Origin of the sequence: Bacillus sp. FSL K6-1003, assembly GCF_037964945.1 — a bacterium.
Lineage (GTDB): Bacteria > Bacillota > Bacilli > Bacillales > Bacillaceae > Bacillus > Bacillus mojavensis.
Genome location: NZ_CP150176.1, coordinates 3,753,787 through 3,779,519, shown reverse-complemented (window position 1 = coordinate 3,779,519; position 25,733 = coordinate 3,753,787). Strand labels below are relative to the sequence as shown.

The 25,733-nt window shown below is 45.4% G+C and carries 23 protein-coding genes and 1 other annotated feature; of the genes, 10 read left to right on the top strand and 13 right to left on the bottom strand.

Annotated elements, in window-relative coordinates; genetic code table 11:
• Positions 1-61: 61 nt before the first annotated feature.
• The 5 genes from licR to licH all read left to right on the top strand — a co-directional run bounded on the left by licR (position 62) and on the right by licH (position 5,472).
• The gene (licR, locus tag NSU16_RS19265) at positions 62-1,981 is read left to right on the top strand and encodes a transcriptional regulator LicR (RefSeq protein ID WP_339191744.1); all 1,920 of its coding nucleotides are present in this window, start codon (positions 62-64) and stop codon (positions 1,979-1,981) included.
• 133 nt (positions 1,982-2,114) lie between these two features.
• Positions 2,115-2,423: a PTS lichenan transporter subunit IIB gene (gene licB / locus NSU16_RS19260; protein WP_010332396.1), complete on the top strand. Its 309-nt coding sequence runs from the start codon at positions 2,115-2,117 to the stop codon at positions 2,421-2,423.
• 15 nt (positions 2,424-2,438) lie between these two features.
• Entirely contained in the window at positions 2,439-3,797 is a 1,359-nt protein-coding gene (gene licC, locus NSU16_RS19255; protein WP_326196511.1) for a PTS lichenan transporter subunit IIC, read from the top strand.
• 17 nt (positions 3,798-3,814) lie between these two features.
• A complete protein-coding gene (licA, locus tag NSU16_RS19250; protein ID WP_024123334.1) occupies positions 3,815-4,147 on the top strand; it encodes a PTS lichenan transporter subunit IIA in 333 nt (110 codons plus the stop codon).
• On the top strand, positions 4,144-5,472 hold the full coding sequence (gene licH / locus NSU16_RS19245; protein ID WP_326226122.1) for a 6-phospho-beta-glucosidase LicH: 1,329 nt from the start codon (positions 4,144-4,146) through the stop codon (positions 5,470-5,472). Before licA ends, licH begins: the two co-directional genes overlap by 4 nt.
• 30 nt (positions 5,473-5,502) lie before the next feature.
• Here licH and NSU16_RS19240 read toward each other — a convergent pair whose 3' ends face one another.
• The 7 genes from NSU16_RS19240 to NSU16_RS19210 all read right to left on the bottom strand — a co-directional run bounded on the left by NSU16_RS19240 (position 5,503) and on the right by NSU16_RS19210 (position 11,872).
• Complete coding sequence (locus NSU16_RS19240; protein ID WP_010332392.1) at positions 5,503-6,594, bottom strand: branched-chain amino acid aminotransferase; 1,092 nt, start codon at positions 6,592-6,594, stop codon at positions 5,503-5,505.
• Between the two features lie 140 nt (positions 6,595-6,734).
• A complete protein-coding gene (locus NSU16_RS19235) occupies positions 6,735-7,493 on the bottom strand; it encodes an SDR family oxidoreductase (RefSeq protein ID WP_339191743.1) in 759 nt (252 codons plus the stop codon).
• An 88-nt stretch (positions 7,494-7,581) separates the two neighbouring features.
• Positions 7,582-8,760, bottom strand: a complete 1,179-nt coding sequence (dltD, locus tag NSU16_RS19230) for a D-alanyl-lipoteichoic acid biosynthesis protein DltD (RefSeq protein WP_010332390.1) — start codon at positions 8,758-8,760, stop codon at positions 7,582-7,584.
• A complete protein-coding gene (dltC, locus tag NSU16_RS19225) occupies positions 8,760-8,996 on the bottom strand; it encodes a D-alanine--poly(phosphoribitol) ligase subunit DltC (RefSeq protein WP_003227325.1) in 237 nt (78 codons plus the stop codon). Before dltC ends, dltD begins: the two co-directional genes overlap by 1 nt.
• Positions 8,997-9,012: 16 nt before the next feature.
• On the bottom strand, positions 9,013-10,200 hold the full coding sequence (gene dltB, locus NSU16_RS19220) for a D-alanyl-lipoteichoic acid biosynthesis protein DltB (protein WP_229148499.1): 1,188 nt from the start codon (positions 10,198-10,200) through the stop codon (positions 9,013-9,015).
• Positions 10,197-11,705 carry a D-alanine--poly(phosphoribitol) ligase subunit DltA gene (dltA, locus tag NSU16_RS19215; protein WP_339191742.1) on the bottom strand — a complete coding sequence of 503 codons (1,509 nt, stop codon included), beginning with the start codon at positions 11,703-11,705 and terminating at the stop codon, positions 10,197-10,199. Before dltA ends, dltB begins: the two co-directional genes overlap by 4 nt.
• Positions 11,706-11,722: 17 nt before the next feature.
• The gene (locus tag NSU16_RS19210) at positions 11,723-11,872 is read right to left on the bottom strand and encodes a teichoic acid D-Ala incorporation-associated protein DltX (protein WP_326203925.1); all 150 of its coding nucleotides are present in this window, start codon (positions 11,870-11,872) and stop codon (positions 11,723-11,725) included.
• Positions 11,873-12,320: 448 nt separating this feature from the next.
• Between NSU16_RS19210 and NSU16_RS19205 the strand changes: the two genes are divergently transcribed.
• Positions 12,321-13,256 carry a 1,4-dihydroxy-2-naphthoate polyprenyltransferase gene (locus NSU16_RS19205; RefSeq protein WP_010332386.1) on the top strand — a complete coding sequence of 312 codons (936 nt, stop codon included), beginning with the start codon at positions 12,321-12,323 and terminating at the stop codon, positions 13,254-13,256.
• Between the two features lie 140 nt (positions 13,257-13,396).
• The gene (gene ywaC, locus NSU16_RS19200; protein WP_010332385.1) at positions 13,397-14,029 is read left to right on the top strand and encodes a GTP pyrophosphokinase YwaC; all 633 of its coding nucleotides are present in this window, start codon (positions 13,397-13,399) and stop codon (positions 14,027-14,029) included.
• A 30-nt stretch (positions 14,030-14,059) separates the two neighbouring features.
• On the opposite strand, the gene NSU16_RS19195 is transcribed toward ywaC, so the two are convergent.
• The 3 genes from NSU16_RS19195 to NSU16_RS19185 form a co-directional block, all read right to left on the bottom strand.
• Positions 14,060-15,427, bottom strand: a complete 1,368-nt coding sequence (locus NSU16_RS19195) for a M28 family metallopeptidase (RefSeq protein ID WP_339191741.1) — start codon at positions 15,425-15,427, stop codon at positions 14,060-14,062.
• A gap of 152 nt (positions 15,428-15,579) precedes the next feature.
• Entirely contained in the window at positions 15,580-16,818 is a 1,239-nt protein-coding gene (gene tyrS, locus NSU16_RS19190) for a tyrosine--tRNA ligase (RefSeq protein ID WP_339191740.1), read from the bottom strand.
• A 44-nt stretch (positions 16,819-16,862) separates the two neighbouring features.
• Positions 16,863-17,075: a binding site (T-box leader), on the bottom strand.
• Positions 17,070-17,585, bottom strand: a complete 516-nt coding sequence (locus NSU16_RS19185; RefSeq protein WP_339191739.1) for a MarR family transcriptional regulator — start codon at positions 17,583-17,585, stop codon at positions 17,070-17,072. (Overlaps the previous feature by 6 nt.)
• 153 nt (positions 17,586-17,738) lie before the next feature.
• Between NSU16_RS19185 and NSU16_RS19180 the strand changes: the two genes are divergently transcribed.
• Positions 17,739-18,452 carry a TIGR02206 family membrane protein gene (locus NSU16_RS19180; RefSeq protein ID WP_339191738.1) on the top strand — a complete coding sequence of 238 codons (714 nt, stop codon included), beginning with the start codon at positions 17,739-17,741 and terminating at the stop codon, positions 18,450-18,452.
• A 110-nt stretch (positions 18,453-18,562) separates the two neighbouring features.
• Entirely contained in the window at positions 18,563-19,423 is an 861-nt protein-coding gene (locus NSU16_RS19175; protein WP_010332380.1) for a glycosyltransferase family 8 protein, read from the top strand.
• Positions 19,424-19,475: 52 nt separating this feature from the next.
• On the opposite strand, the gene NSU16_RS19170 is transcribed toward NSU16_RS19175, so the two are convergent.
• The 3 genes from NSU16_RS19170 to NSU16_RS19160 form a co-directional block, all read right to left on the bottom strand.
• Positions 19,476-20,318, bottom strand: a complete 843-nt coding sequence (locus NSU16_RS19170) for a PRD domain-containing protein (protein WP_010332379.1) — start codon at positions 20,316-20,318, stop codon at positions 19,476-19,478.
• Positions 20,319-20,369: 51 nt separating this feature from the next.
• Positions 20,370-21,749 carry a sucrose-specific PTS transporter subunit IIBC gene (locus tag NSU16_RS19165; RefSeq protein ID WP_339191737.1) on the bottom strand — a complete coding sequence of 460 codons (1,380 nt, stop codon included), beginning with the start codon at positions 21,747-21,749 and terminating at the stop codon, positions 20,370-20,372.
• A gap of 444 nt (positions 21,750-22,193) precedes the next feature.
• Complete coding sequence (locus NSU16_RS19160) at positions 22,194-24,131, bottom strand: S8 family serine peptidase (protein ID WP_339191736.1); 1,938 nt, start codon at positions 24,129-24,131, stop codon at positions 22,194-22,196.
• Positions 24,132-24,358: 227 nt separating this feature from the next.
• Between NSU16_RS19160 and celB the strand changes: the two genes are divergently transcribed.
• Positions 24,359-25,693, top strand: coding sequence for a PTS cellobiose transporter subunit IIC (gene celB / locus NSU16_RS19155; protein ID WP_339178840.1), 1,335 nt, complete (start codon positions 24,359-24,361; stop codon positions 25,691-25,693).
• Positions 25,694-25,733: the final 40 nt, after the last annotated feature.

Genomic DNA, 25,733 nt, shown 5'->3' with positions numbered 1-25,733 from the left:
ACCACATCCTTTCTGCCTACTTATGTAATTCCTGCATCTATCATGATAGGAGGTTTTTCTCATGCTGCATGGGCGACTTCGTGAAATTCTGCGCTTATTGATGGCGGCAGAAGCTCCGGTGACAAGCTCGGTATTTGCCGCACATTTACATGTGACGACGCGGACGGTCCGCAATGATATAAAGGAACTCCAAGATGTGATAAGCGCCCATGGCGCTTTGGTTCAATCGGTAAGAGGCTCGGGATACAAGCTGCGCATTCATGACGACCAGACCTTTAGAATGCTGCTGCAAGACGAGTTTCATCAGAAAAAGGGACTGCCGGTAATTCCCGAGGAGAGGATTACATATCTCATGAAACGGCTGCTGCTGGCGGATCATTATCTCAAGCTGGATGAGCTGGCTGACGAACTATTTATCTCAAAATCTACACTTCAAACCGATTTAAAGGAAGTGAAGAAACGGCTGCTCCCTTACCGCATTGTCATGGAAACACGCCCGAATTACGGCTTCAAGCTGCGCGGAGATGAGGTGCAGATGAGGTATTGTATGGCGGAGTACATTGTCGATGAAAGAGAAACAGAGATCGATTTACTGAATGAAAAGGCTGATATATTGCCGAAGGAACAAATCGATATCATCCATTCTATTATTATGAAAAAGGTCAAAAACGACCGGATTCCTCTGTCTAACCTTGGATTGAATAACCTCATCATTCATATCGCCATCGCCTGTAAGCGGATCAGAACGGAACACTATGTGTCTCTTTTCCCGGAAGATATGGAACACATTCTGCATCAAAAAGAATACCAGACTGCAGAAGCCATTGTGAAAGAACTGGAATCAGCCCTTGACGTCACGTTTCCGGAAAAAGAAACAGCTTATATCGCCATGCATCTTCTCGGCACGAAACGAATGACACAGCCGCAGTGCGGGGACGGCGAATGTTCAATTGATGAAGAAACAGATCGGCTGACTGCCGCCATGATTGAAGCGGTCGATCGAGAATTAAAGCTCGGCATCCTGCATGATCAAGAGCTGAAAATCGGCTTGGCACTGCATGTAAAACCCGCGGTCACCCGCAACCGGTATGGTATGAATCTAAGAAATCCGATGCTGGCAGCAATCAAAGAAAATTATCCTCTCGCCTTTGAGGCCGGAATCATCGCCGGAATCGTCATAAAAGAGAAAACGGGCATTGATATCCATGAAAATGAAGTCGGTTATTTAGCTCTGCACTTCGGCGCCGCAATTGAACGGAAGAAAACAGAAAGCCCGCCGAAGCGCTGCATCATCGTTTGTGCATCAGGTGCGGGAAGCGCCCAGCTTCTGAGGGAAAAACTTCGCTCCCATTTCGGCAAACGGATTGATATTCTCGGCACGGCTGAATATTACAGTCTTGACCAGATGTCTTACGAATCGATTGATTTTGTCGTCAGCACCATTCCGATCAAAAAAGAACTCCCTGTGCCTGTACTGAAGGTAAACACCATCTTAGGCGGAACCGATTTTACAAAAATAGAATCCATCCTCAATGATGAGAAAGAAAAAGCGATCAGCTATCTCAAAGAAGATCTCGTTTTTTTCCAGAAGGATCTGCGTTCAAAAGAAGAAGTGATTCAATTTTTAGGTCAGAAAGCAGTGGAAGGCGGCTATGCGAATAAGGAAATCATAGATTCTATATTTGAAAGAGAAGAGATGTCGCCAACGTGCTTTGGCAACCTCGTGGCCATTCCGCACCCGCTCGTCCCGCAGACGCAAACGACATTTTGGGCCGTCTGCACGCTCAAAAAACCGATAGACTGGGAGAATAAACGGGTTCAATTTGTCTGCCTGCTTTGTGTCGAAAAGGAAAACAAGGCGGATTTGCAAAGCATGTATAAACTGCTCGGCAGCATTTTGGATGACCCGGCCGCGGTAAGCCAGCTTTTAAAAAGCCGCACATACCAAGAGCTCTCCGATGTGTTTGACAAAAAACGATAAACTGACAGCCTGGATATACCTTTTTTCCGTTTCCTGCGGAAAAACCTTGAGTGTTTATGAAAGCGATTTCATAATATGATGTTATCAACAGCAGGACATACAAATTCTATCAAACTCTTAGGGGGTCTCTTACATGAATATATTACTCGTTTGTGCAGCAGGCATGTCAACAAGCTTACTCGTTAGCAAGATGGAAAAAAGCGCGCAGGAACAAGGAAAAGACTATACCATTTGGGCAGTATCAGGTGATTCTGTACAAAATCATATCGATAAAGCGGATGTATTGCTCCTCGGCCCGCAAGTCCGTTACTTGCTTCCTCAGCTGAAAAAACTAGGTGAATCAAAGGGTGTTCCGGTAGACGTCATTAACACAGTCCATTATGGGACGTGCAACGGAGCGGAAGTGCTGAAATCGGCTGAACAGCTTGGAAACGCGTCATAGAGAGGGGCGGGCTATGTGAATAAAGTCAATCAGTTGTTAGAAGAGAAGGTCATGCCTATAGCAGGAAGAATTGCGGGACAGCGTCATTTGCAGGCGCTCCGTGACGGTATCATTTTAACAATGCCGCTTATTATCATCGGCTCCTTTTTCCTCATCATCGGCAACCTCCCGATTCCCGGATATGCCGATTTTATGGCAAAAACGTTTGGAAGCGCTTGGTCAGAGAAGCTCGCTTACCCGGTTGACGCCACCTTTGAAATTATGGGGCTTGTCGCCGCATTCGGCATCGCCTACAGGCTGGCAGAGAAATACGGGGTTGATGCCTTGTCGGCAGGTGCCATTTCTCTTGCGGCTTTCCTCTTAGCGACACCGTATCAAGTGCCGTTTACACCGGATGGCTCGACAAAAGAGATGATGGTCAGCGGCGGTATTCCGCTATCGCTGATGGGAAGTAAAGGCCTGTTTGTCGCCATGATTATCGCAATGGTGTCAACAGAGATTTACCGTCTCATTATTCAACGCAATATGGTTTTTAAAATGCCGGATGGCGTTCCGCCAGCGGTCAGCAAGTCATTTGTCGCTTTAATCCCCGGCTTTGCCGTCATCTTCCTGATTTGGGGAGCCCGACTGATTGTGGAAGCGACGCCTTTTGAAAGCCTTCATAATGTTGTAAGCGTTTTACTGGGGACGCCGCTCTCCATCCTTGGCGGAAGCCTCGGGGGAAGCCTTATCGCAGAAGCTGTCAAAATGCTTTTATGGGCCTGCGGTCTTCATGGCGCCAACATTGTCGGCGGCGTCATGGCACCGATTTGGTACGGCGCCATGGATGCCAACCGGATCGCCTTCCAAGCCGGTGAGGAACTGCCTAAGATTTTCACCCAGCAATTTTTCGATATCTGGATCAATATCGGCGGAAGCGGTGCCACTCTTGCACTGGTTGTCACGATGTTCCTTCGCGCCCGAAGCAAACAAATGAAGCAGCTCGGAAAGCTTGCGATCGGCCCGGCGGTCTTCAATATTAACGAACCGATCATTTTTGGAATGCCGATCGTCATGAACCCGATGCTCTTAATTCCGTTTATCGTCACGCCGCTCATCACACTGACACTCACATACATCGGAATGAGCACCGGACTTGTCGCCAAACCGGCGGGTATCGCAGTCCCTTGGACCATGCCGCCGATCTTTTCAGGCTATTTGGCGACAGGAGGCAAAATATCGGGCGCGGTCATGCAAGCCATTAATATCACCGTTTCCTTTGTTGTCTACTACCCGTTCTTCAGAATGTGGGATAAACAGAAGCTGAAAGAAGAAAACGAATTAGAGCTCGTTCAAACGCCTGCTGTTTCAGACGACAAAGAGGCAGCTTTGTAAAGAAAGGAGTGAATCGCGTGAATGAGAAAATGGAGCAAATTATTTTTCAAATCATTCTTCACGGGGGAAACGGAAGGAGCTCCGCAATGGAAGCGATCGCCGCCGCGAAAAACGGCGATAGCGAAGAGGCGCGGAGTAAGCTTCAAGAAGCTGCTGATGAATTATCAAAAGCCCATCATTATCAGACAGAACTGATCCAAAGTGAAGCGGGCGGAGAAAAAACAGAAATGACACTGCTGATGGTCCACGCACAGGATCATTTAATGAATGCCATGACAGTCAAGGATTTGGCGGCTGAATTCATTGAGCTATATGAAAAAATCACCGTGCAAGGGGGAGCAAGCATATGACAAAAGGATTGAAAATTGTAACGATTGGCGGAGGTTCAAGCTACACACCGGAGCTCGTGGAAGGTTTAATCAAACGGTACGAAGAGCTGCCCGTACGTGAATTATGGCTCGTTGATATTCCTGAAGGCGAGGAAAAGCTAAACATTGTCGGCACACTCGCCAAGCGGATGGTTGAAAAAGCTGGTGTCCCGATTGACATTCACCTCACTTTGGACAGAAGGGAAGCGCTGAAAGATGCAGACTTTGTGACGACTCAATTTCGGGTCGGATTGCTGCAAGCGAGAGCCAAGGATGAGCGCATTCCATTAAAATACGGCGTCATCGGCCAGGAAACAAACGGCCCGGGAGGACTCTTTAAAGGGTTGCGCACCATCCCGGTCATTTTAGAGATTGCCAAGGACATCGAGGAGCTTTGTCCGAATGCATGGCTCGTTAATTTTACAAACCCTGCAGGTATGGTGACGGAGGCCTTGCTTCGCTACTCCAACCTGAAGAAAGTTGTTGGTCTCTGCAATGTTCCAATCGGCATGAAAATGGGCGTAGCGAAAGCGCTCGATGTAGAGGTTGACCGGGTAGAGGTTCAATTTGCCGGATTGAATCATATGGTGTTCGGAATGGACGTCTTTTTAGATGGCGTCAGCGTGAAGGATCAAGTCATTGAAGCGATGGGTGATCCGAAAAACGCGATGACAATGAAAAACATCTCCGGCGCTGAGTGGGAGCCAGAATTCTTAAAGGCACTCAACATGATCCCTTGCGGCTACCACCGCTACTATTTCAAAACAAAAGAAATGTTGGAGCATGAGCTTGAAGCATCACAAACGGAAGGCACCCGTGCTGAAGTAGTGCAAAAGGTAGAGCAAGAGCTGTTCGAGCTCTATAAAGATCCAAATTTGGCGATCAAACCGCCGCAGCTTGAGAAACGCGGAGGGGCATACTACAGTGACGCAGCGTGTAATCTCATCAGCTCCATTTACAATGATAAACACGACATTCAGCCGGTGAACACGATCAATAACGGTGCGATTGCAAGCATTCCAGATGATTCCGCTGTTGAAGTGAACTGCGTGATGACGAAAAACGGACCTAAGCCAATCGCCGTAGGCGACCTGCCAGTATCTGTCCGCGGCCTTGTCCAGCAAATCAAATCATTTGAGCGTGTTGCGGCAGAAGCGGCTGTCACAGGCGACTACGAAACAGCGCTGCTCGCCATGACGATTAACCCTCTCGTACCATCCGACACAGTGGCCAAACAGATCTTAGATGAAATGCTGGAGGCGCACAAAACACATCTGCCGCAGTTCTTTAACAAAATTGAAGCATAAAAAAACGGCCCGTTTCGGGCCGTTTTTTGTTTATTTGCTTTCAGTGAGCGCTGCGACTTCAGTCGTCCATCCAAATTCATCAGGAACTGTACCCTTCTGAATGCCTGTAATCGTGTCATACAGCTTTTTGGAGATTTCTCCTGTTTCTCCGTTATTGATCATCAGTGTTTCGTCATTCCAGATCAGCTCGCCGACTGGAGAAATAACAGCTGCTGTACCCGTTCCGAAGGCTTCTTCAAGAACACCGTCTTTATGGGCTTGGATGACTTCATCAATGGCGATTCTTCGTTCTGATACCGGAAGCCCCCAATGCTTAAGCAAGGTAATGACGGAATTGCGCGTGATGCCTTCCAGAATGCTGCCGTTCAGCATCGGTGTCACAATTTCACCGTTGATTTTAAAGAAAATGTTCATGCTGCCGACTTCTTCGATGTATTTTTTCTCAATGCCGTCCAGCCAGAGAACCTGAGAAAATCCTTTCTCTTCTGCTACCTGTTGCGCTTTTAAGCTTGACGCGTAGTTTCCTGCGGTTTTCGCATCTCCCGTTCCGCCTTTTACCGCACGGACAAATTCACTTTCCACGGCAATTTTGACAGGCTTAATGCCTTCTTTGTAATATGAGCCGACCGGAGAAAGGATGATAAGAAGCTTATACGTATGAGATGCCGCGACACCAAGGAAAGGTTCGGTTGCGATAATGAATGGACGGATGTAAAGGGACGTGCCCTCCGCATTCGGAATCCAGTCTTTATCAATAGCGATCAGCTGTTTTAAACCTTCAAGAACCTGTTCTTCATCAATTTGCGGAATACAGATGCGGTCATTTGATTTATTCAGGCGCTCCATGTTTTTTTCCGGTCTGAAAAGCAAAACATGGTCATCCTCTGTGACATAAGCCTTCAAGCCTTCAAACACCGTTTGGCCATAATGATAAACCATTGCGGCCGGGTCCATTGAAACGGGTTGATAAGGAATGATTCTCGGATCGTACCAGCCTTTATCAGATGCATAGTCCATTACAAACATGTGGTCTGTAAACACTCTTCCGAAAGAAAGCTGATTTGGATCTGGTTTTGGTTTTTTTGCTGATGTTAATTCAACTCGAATCGTTTGTTTAGTCATGGTCAATCTCCCTGTTGTTAAATTGTTTATATTATCAAACTTATTTGAAAATATTTTATATTCTATTGTATACCTTCACCAAATAATCGCAATAGGTTTGCTCAAATTTGTAAAAAATTTATAAGAAAAAGCAGGAGAATTTAATTCTCCTGCGCATTCATTTGTTCAAATACTCTGTCGTAATCGGCACGGGCTGCATTCCGCAGACCTTCGACACGTTCATTTGTAATCTCTTGTTTGCCTTCTTTTAAGCCGTCTAAGAAATATTGAACATATTCTTCAGATGTAATGCCGCGATACGTCAGACCTTGCTTATCGCGTGATTTTTGATTTAATCCCGTGTCAACCATAGGGGGCGCCATCTCAATCACTTCAACGCTTGTATCGCGAAGCTGGTGTCTGAGCGTGAGTGAGAAGGAGTGGAGCGCCGCTTTTGTTGCACAGTACACCGGATAAACAGCTAACGGGTTAAACGCGAGCCCGGATGTTACCTGAACAATTGCCGCTTCCTGCTGATTCATCAAGTGGGGCGTAAAAAGAGCTGATAAATGGACGGGCGCTTGGAAATTCAGCTCAATTTCATCCCCGTCCACAAAAAGCTCCTCAGTCCCTTTTTTAAAGTCGATTTCCTTTTGAATGCCCGCATTGTTAACGAGAACGTTCAGTGTTGGAAATTCCTTCTGGACCCATTCAAACAATGCCTGACGCTGTGTGCGGTCTGAGACATCGCATTGTTTTGTATGGAGGGCTGGGAGCTCTTTTTTTGCTTCTGCAAGACGCGTTTCGCTGCGTCCGCAAATGATCACTTCATTCCCGAGCTCAAGCAGCCGTTTGGCCAGTTCAAGCCCGATGCCTGCTGAACCGCCTGTGATCAAAACCGTATTGCCTGTCATCTTCATTGATGTAACACCTCTTATCAAGCTGGCTGTGATTCCTTTACTATTTCAAATCTTAGCAGGAAATATGCAGCCGCGTCCTAATAGATGCTCACGATGAAGTAACCTTTCCGGTTTTATAGAATTCATCAATTGCCTTATCCACATACACCCAGCCTTTCCAGCCGATGTGGATGGTATCTTTCATAAAATAAGGGTCATATTCATGACCTGAAAAATCAGCGACTTGGAAGCCCTTCGCTTTAATCTGTTTATTGACCTTTTCATAATAGTCAGTGCGACCTTTTTTCGGGAAGCCTGTGTAGTCATACCATTTTCCGTTAACAGGGATGGTGACAAACATAGGCTCTGCGCCCGCGTCTTTCAGGATATGAAGCATCAGCTCAAAATCACCGTATTCCGGTGACTTCGCATACGATCTGCCTTTGTTCTTCCCTTTCAGCTTAGGCACTTTCGGCTTCAGCTTCTTATAAACAGGATTGTCGATGTGAAAATCGTTAGACCCGGAGTGGCGTTTGCCTGATTCATCGGCCAGTTTATTTAATTCCGACCATGACTTATCCTTCACGGATTGTGAGATATAACGCTTTGGTCCTGTGGTTTCCGTCGTTGAATAATAAAGGTCTTTCTTTTCGAGCATCTTGTAATATACTTTTGCCGCCGGCTTCAGCGCGTTCACTTTCCATGTCTGGCCGTTCACCATCGCCTTATAAAGCTCGGAAAGTACAGCATCGTTTTGAACAGCTTTGAAGCGCAGCATACGCTTCATCATTTTCTTTTTCACGTCAGGATCGATCTGCTCGTTAAATGCCAGATCCAGCCCTTGAAGCGCGGAATAGTTCGGCGCAAAATGCTGTTCATCAGACCCGCGCTTAATAAACCACTGCGGAGAAACGATGAAAACAATTTTTTTGCCCTTCAGCTGATCCATATGGGCAGCGAAGTTTAAAGAATGTATCAATGACTGGGACCCGCCTTTGCCGACAAGGTAAGGCGTAAATCCCTCATTGTTTACTTGAAAATAATTAGATGGGTGGAACTCGTCCAGCCGGGAAAGCTCAGAAGATCCGTAAATCGGAAGATACTTCGGATCATTGAGCATCTGATTTTGTAAATAAAGCCCCTGAAACATACTCGGGTTTAAGGTTGTTGCTGACTCTTCAACCCGTTTATCGGTAATAAAACGAGTCAGCCATGAAGATGGAACTGCGATGGCGCCTGCGAATAGAATAAACGCCAAAATAATTGGACCGAAAAAACGCTTTTTCATTATTTCAACTCAGACAGCTGGTTTACAATGTTATTAGGCGTATTCCATACATCCCGGTCGAATTCAGTGATAGGCACCAGAATATCAAAACGGTTTTCAATCGCAAGCAGCAATTCTACTGTTCCAAAAGAATCAAGCAAACCTTCTTCAAAAATTTCAATATCAGGGTTTTCCTTTACGATGTCATCCTGGCAAACCTCTGCTAAAACGTCTAATACCTCTTGTTTAAAATCCATAGTTTTCTAATCTCCTTTAATGATGGTGATGAAATGGTTTTCCTGAGAAAATATAAAATCCAAAGCAAACAAAATGGAACGTGATCACAATGGCTAGAATCGTTGTCCAGCGGTTGGACGGCAGCCATTTATATTTCTTATTCCACTTCTCGAAAAAGTTGTAACACGTCATCAGGACGGCGTGATAGAGGCCGTAGATGATATATTGCGGCGCAAGGCCGTGCCAAACCCCCATCAGCATAAACAGCAGGAAATACCCGATATTTGAGACAGCCATACGGTTTTTGATCCACTTTTTCTTTGTCATCCAAAATACAAATCTCATAAATACATAGTCTCTGAACCAAAATGACAGAGACATGTGCCAGCGGTTCCAGAAATCTTTAATATTTTTGCTGATAAACGGTTTATTAAAGTTTTCCGGCGATTTAATCCCCATAATATAGCTGACCCCGACGGCAAACATCGTGTAGCCGGCAAAATCAAAGAATAAATACATGCTGTAGCCGTACATGTACAGCAGATTCCCGAGGATCTTATTGTGCGTGATCGCGGGAAGGTTCATGATGAAATATGTGTTGATCGCATAGCCGATAATAAACTTGTAAAGGAATCCAATGAAAATCTTGTGAATCCCCGTATACAGCAGATCGGCATATTCCTCTTTTGTCCAGGCCTTCTGCTCATCCTTGACGAATCTGCGGTACCTGTCAATCGGACCGGAAGAAATCGTCGGGAAAAACAGGATGAAATACAGCAGGCGGTGAAGCGGCAGCTGTTCCTTCAGCAGCCCGTCTCTTGCTTCCATAATCAGCTGAACGCCTTTAAAGGTTAAATACGAAATCCCTAAAAAGCTAATCAGGTTATGCGCCGGATGATGCGGCTGCGGATGAGAAAGAAACGGCCATATTTTTGACAAGAATAAAGGCAGAATAGACGCGATAACAGCCGAGCAAAAGACAAAGCCACTGTTCGCTTTCTGCCGGTACGCCAGGTAGCCGCTGATCAGGAGCACCTGCCATATGGTAAACAGACACAGGGCGATGACGCCGTGTAAGTCATGCGAGAAAATCAGAGCCAAAATAAGAATGGATATAAACATGTTGTATGCCTGGAATCTTTTCCCGTTTAGGCCGAGAATAATGGTCGGCAGAAGAAGAATGCCAAGCAATATAAAGAATAGAAACGAGCTGTAAGGCGTCATACAAGAACCTCTTCGCGGATGCGTTTCCTGTCAATTTTGCCGTTAGCCGTCATTTGAATGTGATCCTGATAAATGAACTTTCTCGGAATCATATAAGCCGGCAGGGAAGCGGCAAGCTCTTTTTTAATCGCACTTGTCAGCTGGAACTCCTTCTGGAATTCATGCTCCTCAGGCACAATTGCAGCTATCAGATATTCAACTGTTCCGTTTGGCTGATACGGAATCACAACAGCTGAGCTCACGTACTGAGACTGTCTCACATGAAACTCAATTTCCTCCAGCTCCATCCGGTACCCGTGAAGTTTAATCTGGAAATCCAAGCGGCCTTGGCAGAAAATCTGACCATCTTGTGTATAACCAGCATCGCCAGTTCGGTATGCCCATTGGCCTTCATAAGAGAAGAACGCTTTATCGGTCAGCTCAGGCTCACCGAGGTAGCCGCGGCTTACACTCGGACCTGCAATGACGATTTCGCCTTTTTCTCCATCCGGGAGCTGATTTCCCTGTTCATCCATAATCAAAATGTTCATATCTGGTTTGGCAAAGCCGACTGGCAGAGATTCGTGCCGGCTGATGATGTCATTTGTAATTTCAACGGACGTAACAGCGACTGTCGCCTCAGTCGGACCGTACGTATTAAAGATTCTTGCTTTCGGGAAACGCTCAAGCAGCGATTCGGCTACAGAAACCGGGAGAACCTCTCCGCAAAACATAAATGTGTCCGCCTCAGGAAGCAGATCTTGTGAAAATCCAGGGTCCATCAGGCACATTTGCACAAAGGATGGCGTTGATGTCCATATATTCAGCCCGGACTTTTTGAGCTCTTCGAATAAGATCTTCGGCTTATTCACGGCGTCCTTTGTCACACAGTGTAAAGTACCGCCTGACTGAAGGCACGGATAAAGATCCATGACGGATAAATCAAATGAAAACGGCGCTTGGTTTAAAAACGTTTTTCCTCCGTTGATCGGGAAGTCCGCGCAAATCCAGTCTGTGAAGCTTTGAAGGTTCGCGGCTGAAATCTGCACGCCTTTCGGATTGCCCGTGCTTCCGGAAGTGTAAATAATATAATACGTTTCGTGTCCCGTCACCCATTGATCACGGCTGACAGTGCCTTCGTTTTCCAGCAGTTCTTCCGCTGAAACTGTCTGAATCAGCCCGCTGTCAATATCAACAGGAAGACCAGATACATGAATCAGCAATTCGGCGCCCGAGCTTTCAATAATTTTCGCAATCCGCTCGGACGGAATGGACAAGTCAACCGGGATATAAGGGTGTCCCGCCTTGACGCTTCCTAAAAAGGAGACAATCATGTGCGGCTCCATATGTCCGTACACCAGAACAGGAGAACCCTTTTCTCCGGAAACGCGTTTTTTGATTGCGGCCGCCGCACGGTCAGACAGTGCCCAAAGTTCCTGATATGTGAGCGACTGGCCTTGAGAGCGGAAGGCTTCGGTTTGCGGATAAGTTTCCGCATGTTTTTGAATAGCATCTAAAAGTTTCATTGTTATTCTCTCTCCAATTAGAAATCGTTATAAATATAAGAACCGGTATTCGCGGTGTGAAAACCATACATAAAAAACAAAACAAGCAGTATCAACAAATAAAAGCCTGTATGACATGTCCACTTGATAGCGGGTTTTTCATACAGCTGTTTCATCAATTGCAGCATATCTAAATTCCCTTCCCGTTTTTTCGATAATTACATGAGTATATGACGAGCGGATGCGCAAAAAGTTTCATATTTTCCCTAATCTCCCTCAAATTTATATATCGGCTTCTGCCTTCAGAAGTGAATTTTTATCTCAGAGAGAGAGTATGAATGAAGCTTCTCTGACTGATTCATTATAAAGGAAAGATCAAATGTAATGAAGAGAACTTTTTAACTTTTAAAAAGCGAAAATGTATTTAAAAAAATTTTTCCGCTCCTGTTTGTAAAGGCACAGGCAGAACCCTAATGAAATCAGGGCAGAAAGGGTATAATAAGAAGGAAAACGCCCGCTCAAGGTATCTTGTGAAATGGTGGAGAAGTCATTATGATAGATAAGGAAGCAAAACGCAAGTTTCATCAAGTGGCCGGCTGAAATAAAGTAAGCCTTTTAATAGAAAGGAAGAGGAAGATGAACCAAACAAATAAGGGTGAGGGTCAGACAGCGCCGGAAAAAGAAAGTATGGGGCAGATTCTTTGGCAATTAACGCGTCCGCATACATTAACGGCGTCGTTTGTTCCTGTGCTTCTAGGAACAGTTTTGGCGATGTTTTATGTGAAGGTTGATTTGCTGCTGTTTCTGGCTATGCTGTTTTCGTGCTTATGGATCCAGATCGCGACGAACTTATTCAATGAATACTACGATTTTAAACGCGGGTTAGATACAGCTGAATCTGTCGGAATCGGCGGCGCAATTGTCAGACATGGTATGAAGCCCAAAACGATTCTGCAATTAGCTCTCGCTTCATACGGCATTGCCATTTTGCTCGGTGTGTATATTTGCATGAGCAGCAGCTGGTGGCTGGCTGTCATCGGCCTCGTGGGAATGGCGATCGGTTACCTGTATACAGGCGGGCCTCTGCCAATTGCATATACACCGTTCGGTGAGTTATTCTCGGGCATTTGCATGGGTTCGGTATTTGTGCTGATTTCATTTTTTATTCAGACAGATAAGATCAATATGCAAAGCATTTTGATTTCGATTCCGATTGCGATTCTTGTCGGCGCGATTAACCTGTCGAACAACATTCGCGATATCGAAGAGGATAAAAAAGGCGGACGCAAAACATTGGCAATCCTGATGGGGCATAAAGGAGCTGTCACTCTGCTGGCTGCATCTTTTGCTGTCGCGTATATTTGGGTTGTCGGCTTGGTCATTACAGGAGCTGCAAGCCCATGGCTGTTTGTCGTCTTTTTGAGCGTACCTAAACCAGTTCAGGCGGTGAAAGGCTTCGTCAAAAAAGAATTGCCAATGAATATGATTGTGGCGATGAAATCTACAGCGCAAACCAATACATTTTTCGGATTCCTGCTGTCAATTGGATTATTGATCAGTTATTTCCGGTAAGAAAGAAGACCGCTTTTTCATGCGGTCTTTTTTTGTTACATTCGACAGGATTTTGTAAAAAAATTCATAGAACCTAGCAGCAGGCAGGCACGTCTAGTACATGGACAGCGGATAAAGATCCGTTAAAGGAGATGACGAAAATGGATTTATCTGTAACACATATGGACGATTTAAAAACTGTCATGGAAGACTGGAAAAACGAACTGTTGGTTTATAAATTCGCACTTGATGCACTTGATACAAAGTTTTCGATTATCAGTCAGGAATACAATTTAATTCATGGCCACAATCCGATTGAGCATACAAAATCGCGTGTGAAAAGCTTTGAAAGCATCGTAAATAAACTCATGAGAAAGGGCTGCGAGATTACGACACAGGAAATGAAGGAACATATCAACGATATTGCCGGTGTGCGTATCATTTGTTCCTTTATTTCTGATATTTATAATGTCGTGAACGTCCTGAAGCAGCATGAGGATTTGCGGATCGTGAAGGTAAAGGATTATATTCAGAATCCGAAACCGAACGGCTACCGAAGCCTGCATTTGATTATTGAAATGCCTGTGAACTTAACGAACAGAGTGGAATACGTCAAAGCAGAAATTCAAATCCGCACCATCGCCATGGATTTCTGGGCGAGCTTGGAGCATAAAATCTACTATAAATTGAACAACGACGTTCCTAAACATTTAACCGATGAACTGAAGGAAGCGGCGGAGATCGCCCATTATTTAGATGAGAAAATGCTGGGGATTAAGAAAGAAGTGGATTAAAAAAAGACGGCAGCGATGTGCCGTCTTTTTTTATTTCATATCTTCATAAATGTCAGAGGCTTTTGTCTTTATTTGTTTCTTATTGGCTTTCGGTTTTCTCTCTTTTTTCACAGCTTCATAGACAGAGGCTGTCACAAGGTCGCCGGCCTGCTGAAGGCGTTCTTTGCTGATATGCTTGATCGAGTCTTCAGGGGTATGATACCAAGGCTCAACCTCTTCGGTTTCCGGATCTCCCCAAATAAAGTTAGCGGAATCTATACCGGCTTCATGGAACGGCACGTGATCGGATGAGCCTCCTTGTGTCAGAGACAGGCTGTCGAATCCAATTTTTTCAGCGGCCGTGTGGCTGGATTCCCAAACATAGTTAGATTGTCCATCCAATGTGTTGACATACAGCTCAGACGCATTCTCCCAGCTTGTACCCACCATGTCTAAGTTGAAGTTCACTTCGCTTCGTTTCAACTCTTTTTCTGATAGATGATCTACATAATGAGAGGAGCCGAGCAGGCCGAGCTCTTCAGCGCCAAAAGCGATAAAGCGGATTTCCTTGTCAGAAGGAATGCTTTTCAAGACGCGTGCCATTTCCAGCATGACAGAGGTTCCTGATCCGTTGTCATTTGCGCCGGGTGAGAAAGGAACACTGTCATAATGTGCTGTGACGTACACAATATCAGGATTTTTGATGTCCTTTGGTTTTTTGACACCGATGATGTTCTGGGAGGTTTGATTTGAGAGCGCGTTTATTTGTAAGGTTGCTTCTTTTTGCTGGATAAGGGTTTCACCGTCTTCTTTCTTAATTCCGACGACAGGGATGCTGACTGTATTTCCTGATAGATTTGGGGTGACAGGCACAAGGCTTTCTTTGTTGTTATAAATGATGACAGCCTTCGCTCCGGCGTCTTCGGCGTTCTTGGCTTTCTCGTAAAATGTCAGGTCTCCTCTTGAAATCAAGGCGATTTTGCCCTTGGCGTCAGCGGTGAAGTCCTTTGGATAGCCTAAGCCGGCATTGTAAAGCGGAGCCGTCAGCCCTTTTTCCTCAGTCGGGGCTGAGCCGGATGCCGCCCGGAGAAGAATGTCGCGTCCTTCTGAAGACAGCGTTCCCTCAAGCCGGTCAGGAATGCCGAATCGTTGAACCTTCACATCAAGCTTTAATTTTCTCAAGGTTGAGGCGATCCATAAGGCACTCTTTTTTTCAGCGGCAGTTCCGGCTATTCTGGGGCCGATTGTTTCACTAAGCTGAGAAATGGTTGAGTACGCACGCTTTGCTTTGAATGGAAGCTCCCGCTGGCTTTCTGATACTTGGACAGCGTGCGCAGCAGGGGTGACACTCTGTGCCGGCAAGAGAACCGTGCCGGCCGTTAAAACGGCCATCGTCATTACAGTTAAAAGCTTTTTCATAAACATGAACCTCCCCTAATGTGTGGATGGGGAATATTTCGGGATGCTAAAGGGTTTTCCTGCAACCTGAAGCGCATTTTTGAAAAGACAGTGCTTTATACCTGCAAAAAAACGCTTATGAAAGCCGATTTCATAAGCGTCAGGACATTAAATTATTGGAGTTTTAAAAACTTGCGTTTGCCGACCTGGATGATCATATTCTCTTTTATCTCTGCATCGGCGTGAATGTCTGTTATTTTCTCTCCGTTAATCCGGACACCTCCGTTTTGAATCATGCGGCGCGCCTCGCTTTTCGAAGAGAGAAGATCTAGAGTGACGAGCAGATCAATCATCGCTATTGTTTTCTCGCCTTTCCAGTTCACAGCCGGAATATCCTCAGGCAGGCTGTTTTCCTGAAAGACTGTTTTGAAAGATTGTTCGGCTGCTTCAGCAGCTTCCAATCCGTGGTACATTCGGACAATCGTTTTGGCTAAAAGCATTTTGGCATTCCTTGGATGAACGGAGCCGGTTTCTAAGTCCTTCACGAGCTGTTTTTTTTCTTCAAGCTCAAGGTCCGTTGCCAAATGGATATATTTTTTCATCAGGCTGTCGGGCAGTGACATCGTTTTCCCGTACATGTCGTTTGGATGGTCGTCAATGCCGATGTAGTTGTTTTTTGATTTCGACATTTTCTCAACACCGTCCAAGCCTTCCAAAAGCGGCATCAGGATGACGACTTGTTTTTCTTTGTTGTATCGTTCTTGGAAATGCCGTCCCATCAGCACATTGAAATGCTGGTCTGTTCCGCCTAATTCAATATCGCTTTCCAGAATGACGGAATCGTATCCCTGCATCAACGGGTAAAAGAATTCATGCAGGGAGATCGGTTTTTGCATGGCGATGCGTTCTTCAAAGTCATCGCGTTCCATTAGGCGTGCTACTGTTATTTTGCCTGCCAAGTCAATGACATCCTCCAGATGCAATGTTTTCAGCCATTTCGAGTTGTAGTGCAGCTCGACTTTTTCTGGATCAAGCACTTTCCCGAATTGCTGGAAGTATGTTTTGGCGTTGTGCTTGACTTCTTCATCGGTCAGCTGTTTTCTGGCCGCGGACTTGCCTGTCGGATCACCGATTTTTCCTGTGAAATCGCCAATCAAGAGCTGCACAATGTGGCCGTTTTCTTGAAATTGGCGAAGCTTGTTTAAAACGACCGTATGTCCCAGATGAACATCCGGTGCAGAAGGGTCTAATCCGAGTTTGATTTTTAGTGGTGTGCCTGTCGCAATCGATTTGACAAGCTTAGCCTTTAATTCCTCCGGCGGTATGACTTCTTGGGCGCCTGTCATATATAAATCAAGCTGTCTTTCGACTTCTTTTTGCTGTGCTGCTGTGAGCTGATCAAATGTTTTCATCGTTCTTCCTCCTTTTTTAGAAACACAAAAAGAGCCGCATCCCGATAAGGGACGTGGCTCAATGCACGCGGTACCACCCTGGTTGAAGACATTGTCTTCCGCTCATTCGAATAACGGTTTTCCGTCCTTTGCTACTAACGTTCACAAAGAAAGCTCGGGGAGGTAATTCGCGTGTGCCTGTGTGCCGGCTCGCACCTTCCGCCGGCTCTCTGAAACAGGGAGACAAACCGCTACTGGATTCCCGTCAAAGCTTATGATGTATGAAGATTGTCCGCTACTTTTCTAAGCAGTCCTGTCAGGTTTTTCTGCTCCTCTTTTGTCATGCCCGTAATCAATTCCGTTTCCCCTTTGTGAAACTCGGGGTAGAGTTCTTCGATCGCTTGTTTGCCGGTTTCAGTAATTGTGACAAAAACAAGTCGACGATCTCTGGTATCGATGCTTTTGGAGCAAAAGCCCTTTTTTTCGAGCGTTTTGATCACGTTGCTTGCTGTAGCTGTTGAAATGCCTGACAGCTCAGCGATTTTTCTCGTTTCGAGTTTGCCCCATACCCATAGATCGTAAAGAATGGAGAAAGCGGTCCAAGATAATTTGTAAGAAGAAAGAACCTCAGTCTCCATTTTGACACGGAGCCTTTGCGCAGACCGATACAGATTCGTCGCGATCGAAATGGCTTCCAAGTTGAGTGACTCAACGGGCATTTGTCTAAGCTTGCTGAGTGTGTCATGCTCTTCTTTGCGAAGCTGCTGCTGTGTATTGAAACGTTCCATTTATCAGGCCTGCCTTAAATTATCAGAATCATTAGCTATGAAATGAATTGTAGCAGAGACGATGATGAACTTCAAGCCTATATTTTTCAGTTGAATAAAAAAAGCCAAAAGAACACCACAATAAAGAAAAATCCGTTAACGAGGGGTGCAGTTGTGCAAAAATATGTTCAAGGCGTGTATAGACACGATCCGTTTCATCTGTTTTCGACAGAGCATGCAGTGACATTAGGCTTGATCGGCGTGCTTGCCATCCTATTGTTTCTGTTCCGCCGGTCAGTGAAGCAGCCTGCATTCAGTCAATTTCTGCGCTATTTATTTGTGTTTCTTTTGCTTGCTTCACAAATTGGTTACCAAATATGGATGATCGCCACGGGCAGGTGGTCGGTGCGGACTTCTCTGCCTCTTCAGTTGAGTGACCTGTCTGTGTATTTATCAGCGATTATGCTGGTGACAAAGAGCAGAAAGCTGTTTGTGTTTTTGTATTTTGTCGGTATAGGAAGCTCGCTTCAGGCGCTTCTGACCCCAGATCTTGGTATGTTTTCATTTCCGCATGTACGATATATTCTCTTTTTTATTTCGCACGGGGCCGTATTTCTATCCTGTCTGCTTATGGCGGTAATTGGCGCGTACAGACTCAGACAGCGCTCTTTATGGGTGACTGTTTTGATTGTCAATCTGTACGGAGGGATCATTTATCTGGTTGACCGCTGGCTGAATGCGAATTATATGTATTTAACGAAAAAGCCGGGCGGCTCTTCACTTTTGGATGTTCTCGGGCCTTGGCCATGGTATATCGCCTCAGCTGAAGCGATTGCAATCGCGAGCTTTTTCATCCTTTATTGGCTTTATCGCATGTTCAAAAAATAATAGCCTTTTTGTTGTCTAGCACATTCTATTAGAAAAAATATTGGAGAATGGTGTTTAATTTTCTGAAAAAGGGAATGTAACTTGTACAACACAAAGGGAGATGAATATCATTGAAGAAAGATGAATTTATGCATATCGTATCATGCGCAGATGATAATTATGCTCGTCATTTAGGTGGGATGTTCGTTTCTTTATTGACAAACATGGACCAGAATAGAAAAGTGAAGTTATATGTGATTGATGGGGGAATTGAGCCTGATAACAAAAAAAGGCTGGAAGAAACGACATTGAAGTTCGGCGTGCCGATTGAGTTCTTAGAAGTGGATGCCAACCAGTATGAACATGCGGTGGAAAGCAGCCATATTACAAAAGCGGCATATTACCGCATTTCGATTCCTGACTTAATTAAGGATGAGAGCATCAAACGTATGATATATGTCGACTGTGATGCACTTGTCCTTGAGGATATTTCGAAACTATGGGACTTGGACATCTCTCCATACACCGTTGCTGCTGTGGAAGATGCGGGGCAGCATGAACGCTTGAAAGAAATGAATATCACGGACACAGGAAAGTATTTTAACTCAGGTATTATGATTATTGATATGGAACCTTGGAGAAAGCAAAACATCACAGAAAAAGTTCTCAACTTTATCAATGAAAACGGTTCTGAAGATTTTCTTGTGTTACATGACCAAGATGCGCTGAACGCGATCTTATATGATAAGTGGTATGAGCTTCATCCGCGCTGGAACGCTCAAACATACATCATGTTAAAACTGAAAACACCACCGACACTGTTAGGACGGAAGCAATATAATGAAACGAGAGAAGACCCGGCAATCGTCCACTTCTGCGGCGGAGAAAAGCCTTGGAACTCCAATACAAAGCATCCGTACCGCGATGAGTATTTCCATTACATGTCCTATACGAAGTGGAATACGATCGGGAGCCCGGCCATCAACCAATAATCTATATATGAAAAAAACGCTTTTGAGATCATCAAAAGCGTTTTTTTGTTTGTCAGCGCGCCACTGACCGATGATAAAACCGCTCAATATGCATGGCGATGTAGCATAATTCTTTTTCAGGAAACTCAAAGCCATATTCCTTTTTTACAAAAGTGCCGATGCTTTTGGCGCATAGGAAAGCATCCTTGAATCTTTCTTTAATGATGGCAATCATTTCTGAATCCAGCTCGTAAATGGTTTCGCCTGCTTTGATATGCTGAATGGCAAAGCGCAAATGGGTTACGAGCCTTTCATAAGAAATGGTATCCTCCACAATGTTGATCGACAGCTGGGTTTCAATAATGTTGATAATGTCACGGATCATCGTTGTTATATCAAGTGTCTGTGTCATGTCGCCGGCGTTGTTTCTGGCTGTGTGAATATGCATGGCGATATTGCCGATTTCATCCTCAGGAATCTCAATGCCCAGCTTCTCTTTAATCAGCGCTCTAGCCCACATGCCGATTTGGAATTCCTTCGGATAAAGAACTTTGATCTCATTCAGCAGCGGATTTTTGATGACCATTCCGTTGCTCAGGCGTTCAATCGCAAATGAGAGATGGTCTGAAAACGCGACGTGAATCCGTTCATTGATTTTGATGTTCAGTTCTTGTTCAGCATGGGAAATAATTTGCTCGGAGATTTGAATATGGTCTTCCGGCAACGTTTCTAAAATCTCTTCGAATTGTTTATAGTCAGGTGTATCTTTTCTGACGAATGTTTTTTCTATTTTAGACGGATCGACAATATCATTTTTTCTTTTATCGAACGCAATTCCTGCACCCAAGAGAATCTTCTCTTCATTTTGATCCTTTACGACGATTGCATTATGATTTAAGATTCTTTTAATTTTCATAGCTTTTTTCCTTTCATCCCCCGTTTTATGAATGAAATCGAATAAATCCAGTTATTCTGTCTCTTCTTTAAACCCGAGAAACAATGTAGCTATAAAAGCAGAGACGGCCGCGATCAAAAAACCGATCATATAATGAACAAAATTCGCAACGCCAAATGGCAGCACGATTGAAATCATCGGGATGCCGGTCAGTCCGTAGGAATTCGAGACGACGTGTGCCCCAACTACATACGCTCCGCCGAGAGCACCGCCAATAGCGGCTCCGATAAAGGGGCGGATCAGCTTCACATTTACCCCGAACACAATCGGCTCCACAATGCCTAAAAACGCGGTAAGGGCAGCGGGGAGCGCGATTTTTTTCAGGCTGGACTGCTTCGTTTTGAAGAAAACCGCCAGTCCCGCTCCGCCTTGCGCCACATTCGCCATTGACCATATCGGCACCAAAAAGTTTACACCCACATGAGGATCGGCAAGCAAAGTCGCTTCAATCGCATAAAAGCTATGATGCAAGCCTGATAGAACGATAGTGGAATAGATGCCCCCGAAAAGTGCTCCGGCAGCAATGCCTGCGTGGTGATAAATGTATTCAATCGATTGCGATATGACCTGGCCGATAATAACTGCGGCGGGGTTCATCACAATCAGCGCGAGACACCCTGTCACCATCACAGTGATAAAGGGAATGATCACGACATCAAGTGACTTGGGCACAATCGTTTTTAAAAGCTTCTCAATTTTGCTCATGATATAAACGGAGAGAAGAATCGGTATAATGGCGCCCTGATAGCCCATCAATGGAATATGCAGCCCCCATATGTCCAAGGAAGCGGGGGTTTTGCTGCCAAGCATGGATGGATCAAGCAAATCAGGATGAGTCAGAAGCCCTCCTATCAATGCCCCTAAAAATGGGTTGCTGCCAAATTGTCTGGCGGCACTAAAGCCGACCAAAATCGGCAGCAGAATAAACGCGGTGCTAGATACGAGATCCAGCATTTTGATCCACGGGCTGTCGGCAGAGAACCAGTGAAAGACCTGAATCATGCCGATCAGCCCCATGAGCAACCCGTTTGCTGTTATCGCCGGGATAATCGGCATGAAAATATCGGACAGCGTTTTAGCAAATGTTGTGACGGGGTTCAGTTTGCGGCTGGCATGTTTCTCTTGAACAGCCTCTTCAGAAGGCGATGCCTCCCACACACAAACGACTTCTTTATAAATTTTGTTGACGACACCTGCCCCAAAAATAATTTGGAACAGGCCATATCTGAAAAAGGTGCCCTGCACACCTTGCAGATTTTCAATAGCACGTATGTCGATTTTCGTTTCATCCTTTACTTCGAAACGAAGACGAGTTGTACAGTGGCTGATGCTGTTAATGTTGTTTTTTCCTCCTGCGAGGAGCAATAATTCTTTCGCAATCTCTTTTTGCAAACAATAAAAACCCCCTCTGCTGAAGAAAAGTCGGCTTGTTCATCGTATCAAATGAAAAGTTGACAATCAAAATGAAAAAAGTGAGAAAAACTATAAATCATTCTGAGCCATCAAAAAATGCCCTCGTCGGGTGACGGGGCATTACGAAACATATAAAGCAGAAATGTCCATGGCGCCGTTACGAGCCCAACACGAAAAGAAGAGTTAAAATACCTTTCTTTTTCTAGGCACTAATACTCCCTTTGCATCGTTGGGTCTTGCCTGCTTGCCAGTCACAATCCCGCATTATGCAGTTGATATCTGTAATAACGTTCATTTTATGCTGTTCACAGCAGGATAGCAATAGTATGAAAAGCCTGTGAAACAAATGGGAAAAAGGTTGCGTACACCACTTAACAGATGAAAAACCTTTAAGACGAGCATTACGCCTTAAAGGTTTTTCAATTATTTCTTCGGCTTAACGGCGTTCAGCCGTTTTTGCAGCTTTGTTTTTTCATGGGATGCTTTTAATTGATTTACTGCGGACTGAGCGGCTGTTTTTGATTTTTTTGTCTTGTCTTTTTCCGCTTTTTTCACTTTGGCTTTGGCTGTTTCGACTTTTTTGGCTTCAGCTGCCGCCACTTTTTTCTTCACTTTATCTAACCGTTTTTGCAATGACGTTTTGTCTTTTCCGGACTGAAGTTCATTGACGGCCTTTTGGGCTTTTGCCGCGTTTGCGTCAGTTGATTTCTTTTCCGCTGCGGCGACTGATTGCTGCGCCTTTTTTACATTGCTGCTTTTCACTTTGTTGAGACGCTTCTGCAGGGACGTTTTTTCTGAGCCTGCCGGAAGCTTGCTGACTGCCGATTGAGCGCTGCTGACATCTGTTTTCTTTTTGCTTTTTTCCGCTTTGGCGACTTTGTCCTTTGCTTGCTTTGATGCGATATAGCGCTTGACCTGATCTAAGCGTTTTTGCAGGTTCTTTTTATCCGTACCGTTCGGCAGTTTGTTGATTGCGGCTTGTGCTGTATCAACGGTTTGCTTGGTTTTATACTTTTCTGCCTTTGCCACTTTGTCCTTCGCGTCTTTTACATTTCTGTATGCCTGAACGTTATCTAGTCTTTTTTGCAAAGCTTTTTCTGCGTTGGAATCTGGCAGCTGGCTGACGAGCTTTCTCGCTTTGTCAATATCGGCTTGTGCCTTTGTCTGTTCAGCTTTTTTGACCGCTTGCTCAGCAGCCGCGTACGCTTTATCTGCCTGCTGGGCTTTATACTGGATCAGGCCATAGCCGAATTGCTGATCGCGCCCCGTCATTCCGAGATCAACGATGTTTTTCTGCATGAGGGCGCGAAGCTGCACGTTCGTGTTACCAGGATCACGCTGTTTTAATAAAGCAAACATGGCAGCGGCGTGCGGTGTCGCTTGGGATGTGCCGCTTCCCGTCGCGTAATATTGATGTAAATACGTGCTCGTGATGTCTGTTCCCGGTGCTGAAAATTCAACTTCATTTCCTGTTGTCGAAAAGGATGCGAGCTGATTGTGTTGATCTGTTGCTGACACTGCAACGACACTGCTGTATGCCGCAGGGTAATTTACTGGCTTTCCGTTTCCGTCATTTCCGCTTGCGGCAACGAGCAGTACGCCTTTTTCATATGCTTTGTCCATGGCGTCATGAAGAATCTGGCTGTCTGAAGACGTGCCAAGGCTCATATTGACGATATCCATCCCATTCGCTATCGACCAGTCGATCCCTTTGAGAAGGCCTTGAAGATCTCCCGAGCCGTTCTGATCAAGCGCTTTAACCGCATATATTTGTGCTTCCGGTGCGACGCCGTCAATTCCGTAGCCGTTATGCTTAGCGCCGATAATTCCGGCGACATGTGTTCCGTGGCCGTTATCGTCTTTGTAAGAAGAGGTGTAACTGACAGTTGAGTACCCGCCGGAAATCGACAGGTCGTCGTGGGGGGAGATCCCGCTGTCGATGACAGCGATTTTGACGTTTTTCCCTGTCAGCCCTTCCTTCCAAGCTTGTTTGACCTGAATCGGTTCAAGGTTCCATTGTTCGAAGTTGTCAGAGGTGTCGGCGTCCTCTGACAGTATTTTGAGGTCTGTATTGTCCGCTGCGGTGAACGTGACATTGTTTTCGACATACAAAATATCAGGGTCCTGTTTGAACTCTTTTACTGTCTTTTGATCTGCTTTGACCGCTACCGCCGGAAGATGCTTATACTGCTGCTCAACCTCAGCATCACTGTCTAGTACAGTTTCCTTGCCGTCTTTGTTTTTATAGACCACAATGATTTCATTCTGGTTGCTGTTCTCTGCATGTGCAAGTGGCCCTAGGGCGAGAAAACTGAAAAACAGAGTGGCTGATACAACAAGTTTGCAAAACGTGTTTTTCATAGTTCTTCTCCTTTTTCTATGATGTTTGATATATATATCGGAGGATAATGTGATTTTGATAGTAAGAAGGAAAAAATTTTTTCATTGATAGGATGGCTTAGAAGAATTCAGATTTTTTCCGCAGGAAGAGGAAATTTTCCACATGAATTTGTAAGCGTTTTCAAAATAAGATAAAGAAAACATTGCAAAGGTTGTTCACAAAGCAATGAGAAAAGGGGGCTTTTCAGATGAGCGCATTCACTCGGGTGATGGAAGAAAAAATCATGCCTGTCGCTGGGAAAATTGCCGGACAGCGGCATCTCAGCGCATTGCGTGACGGAATTGTTTTGACCATGCCGCTGATTATTATCGGTTCTGTCTTTTTGATTTTAACCAGCCTGCCGATTCCTGGTTATGCTGATTTTATGGCGAGTGTGTTTGGGGAACAGTGGGCGGATAAGCTCGGCTATCCTGTCAATGCTTCATTCGATATTATGGCAATGATTGCGGCTTTCGGGATCGCCTATCGGCTGGCGGAAAGCTACGGTGTTGATGCGCTGTCGGCCGGAGCGATTTCAATTGCAGCCTTCTTATTGGCAACGCCGTTTGAGGTGCCTTTTACGCCGGATGGCTCAACAGAATCAATCATGGTCGGAGGCGGAATTCCCATTACATTGCTCGGCAGCAAGGGACTGTTTGTCGCCATGATCATCGCCTTGTTTTCGACTGAAGTCTATCGGTACATCATTCAAAAAAATATTGTGTTTAACATGCCTGACGGCGTGCCGCCGGCAGTAAGCAAATCATTTGTCGCGCTGATTCCCGGCTTTATCATCGTATTTCTTATATGGCTGGCGCGTCTTTTGGTTGAAATGACGCCTTTTGAAAGCCTGCACAATGTTGTCGGAGACCTGCTCGGCACACCGCTTTCCATCCTTGGCGGCAGCCTCGGCGGGAGTCTGATCGCCGAATTCGTACAAATGCTGCTTTGGTCGTGCGGCATTCACGGCGCTTCGATCATCGGCGGTATTATGGCGCCGATTTGGTATGGCGCCATGGATGCAAACCGTCTCGCGTTTCAAGCGGGCGAGGCGCTGCCGAGCATTTTTACGACTCAGTTTTTTCAAATTTGGATTAATGTCGGCGGAAGCGGGGCAACGCTGGCACTTGTACTCACTATGCTTGTGCGGTCCCGGAGCAAACAGATGAAGCAGCTCGGCCGCTTAGGCATTGGGCCCGCGCTCTTTAACATCAACGAGCCGATCATTTTCGGCATGCCGATTGTGATGAACCCGCTCCTTATCGTTCCGTTCATTATAGCCCCGCTCCTCACCATTACCGCCACTTATATTGGCATGAGCACCGGACTGGTGGCAAGGCCCGCCGGGATTGCCGTGCCATGGACCATGCCGCCGATCATTTCAGGGTACCTGGCGACAGGCGGAAAAGTATCGGGCGCCGTCATGCAGCTGGTGAACCTGCTCATTACATGTGCTCTCTACTATCCGTTTTTTAGAATTTGGGATCATCAAAAATGGAAGGAAGAGAGTGCGGTTGAATCCGGGGATAAAAATATGTCTTGATGTAATGTTATAGATCATCAGCTGTTAAAGGGCTGATGAT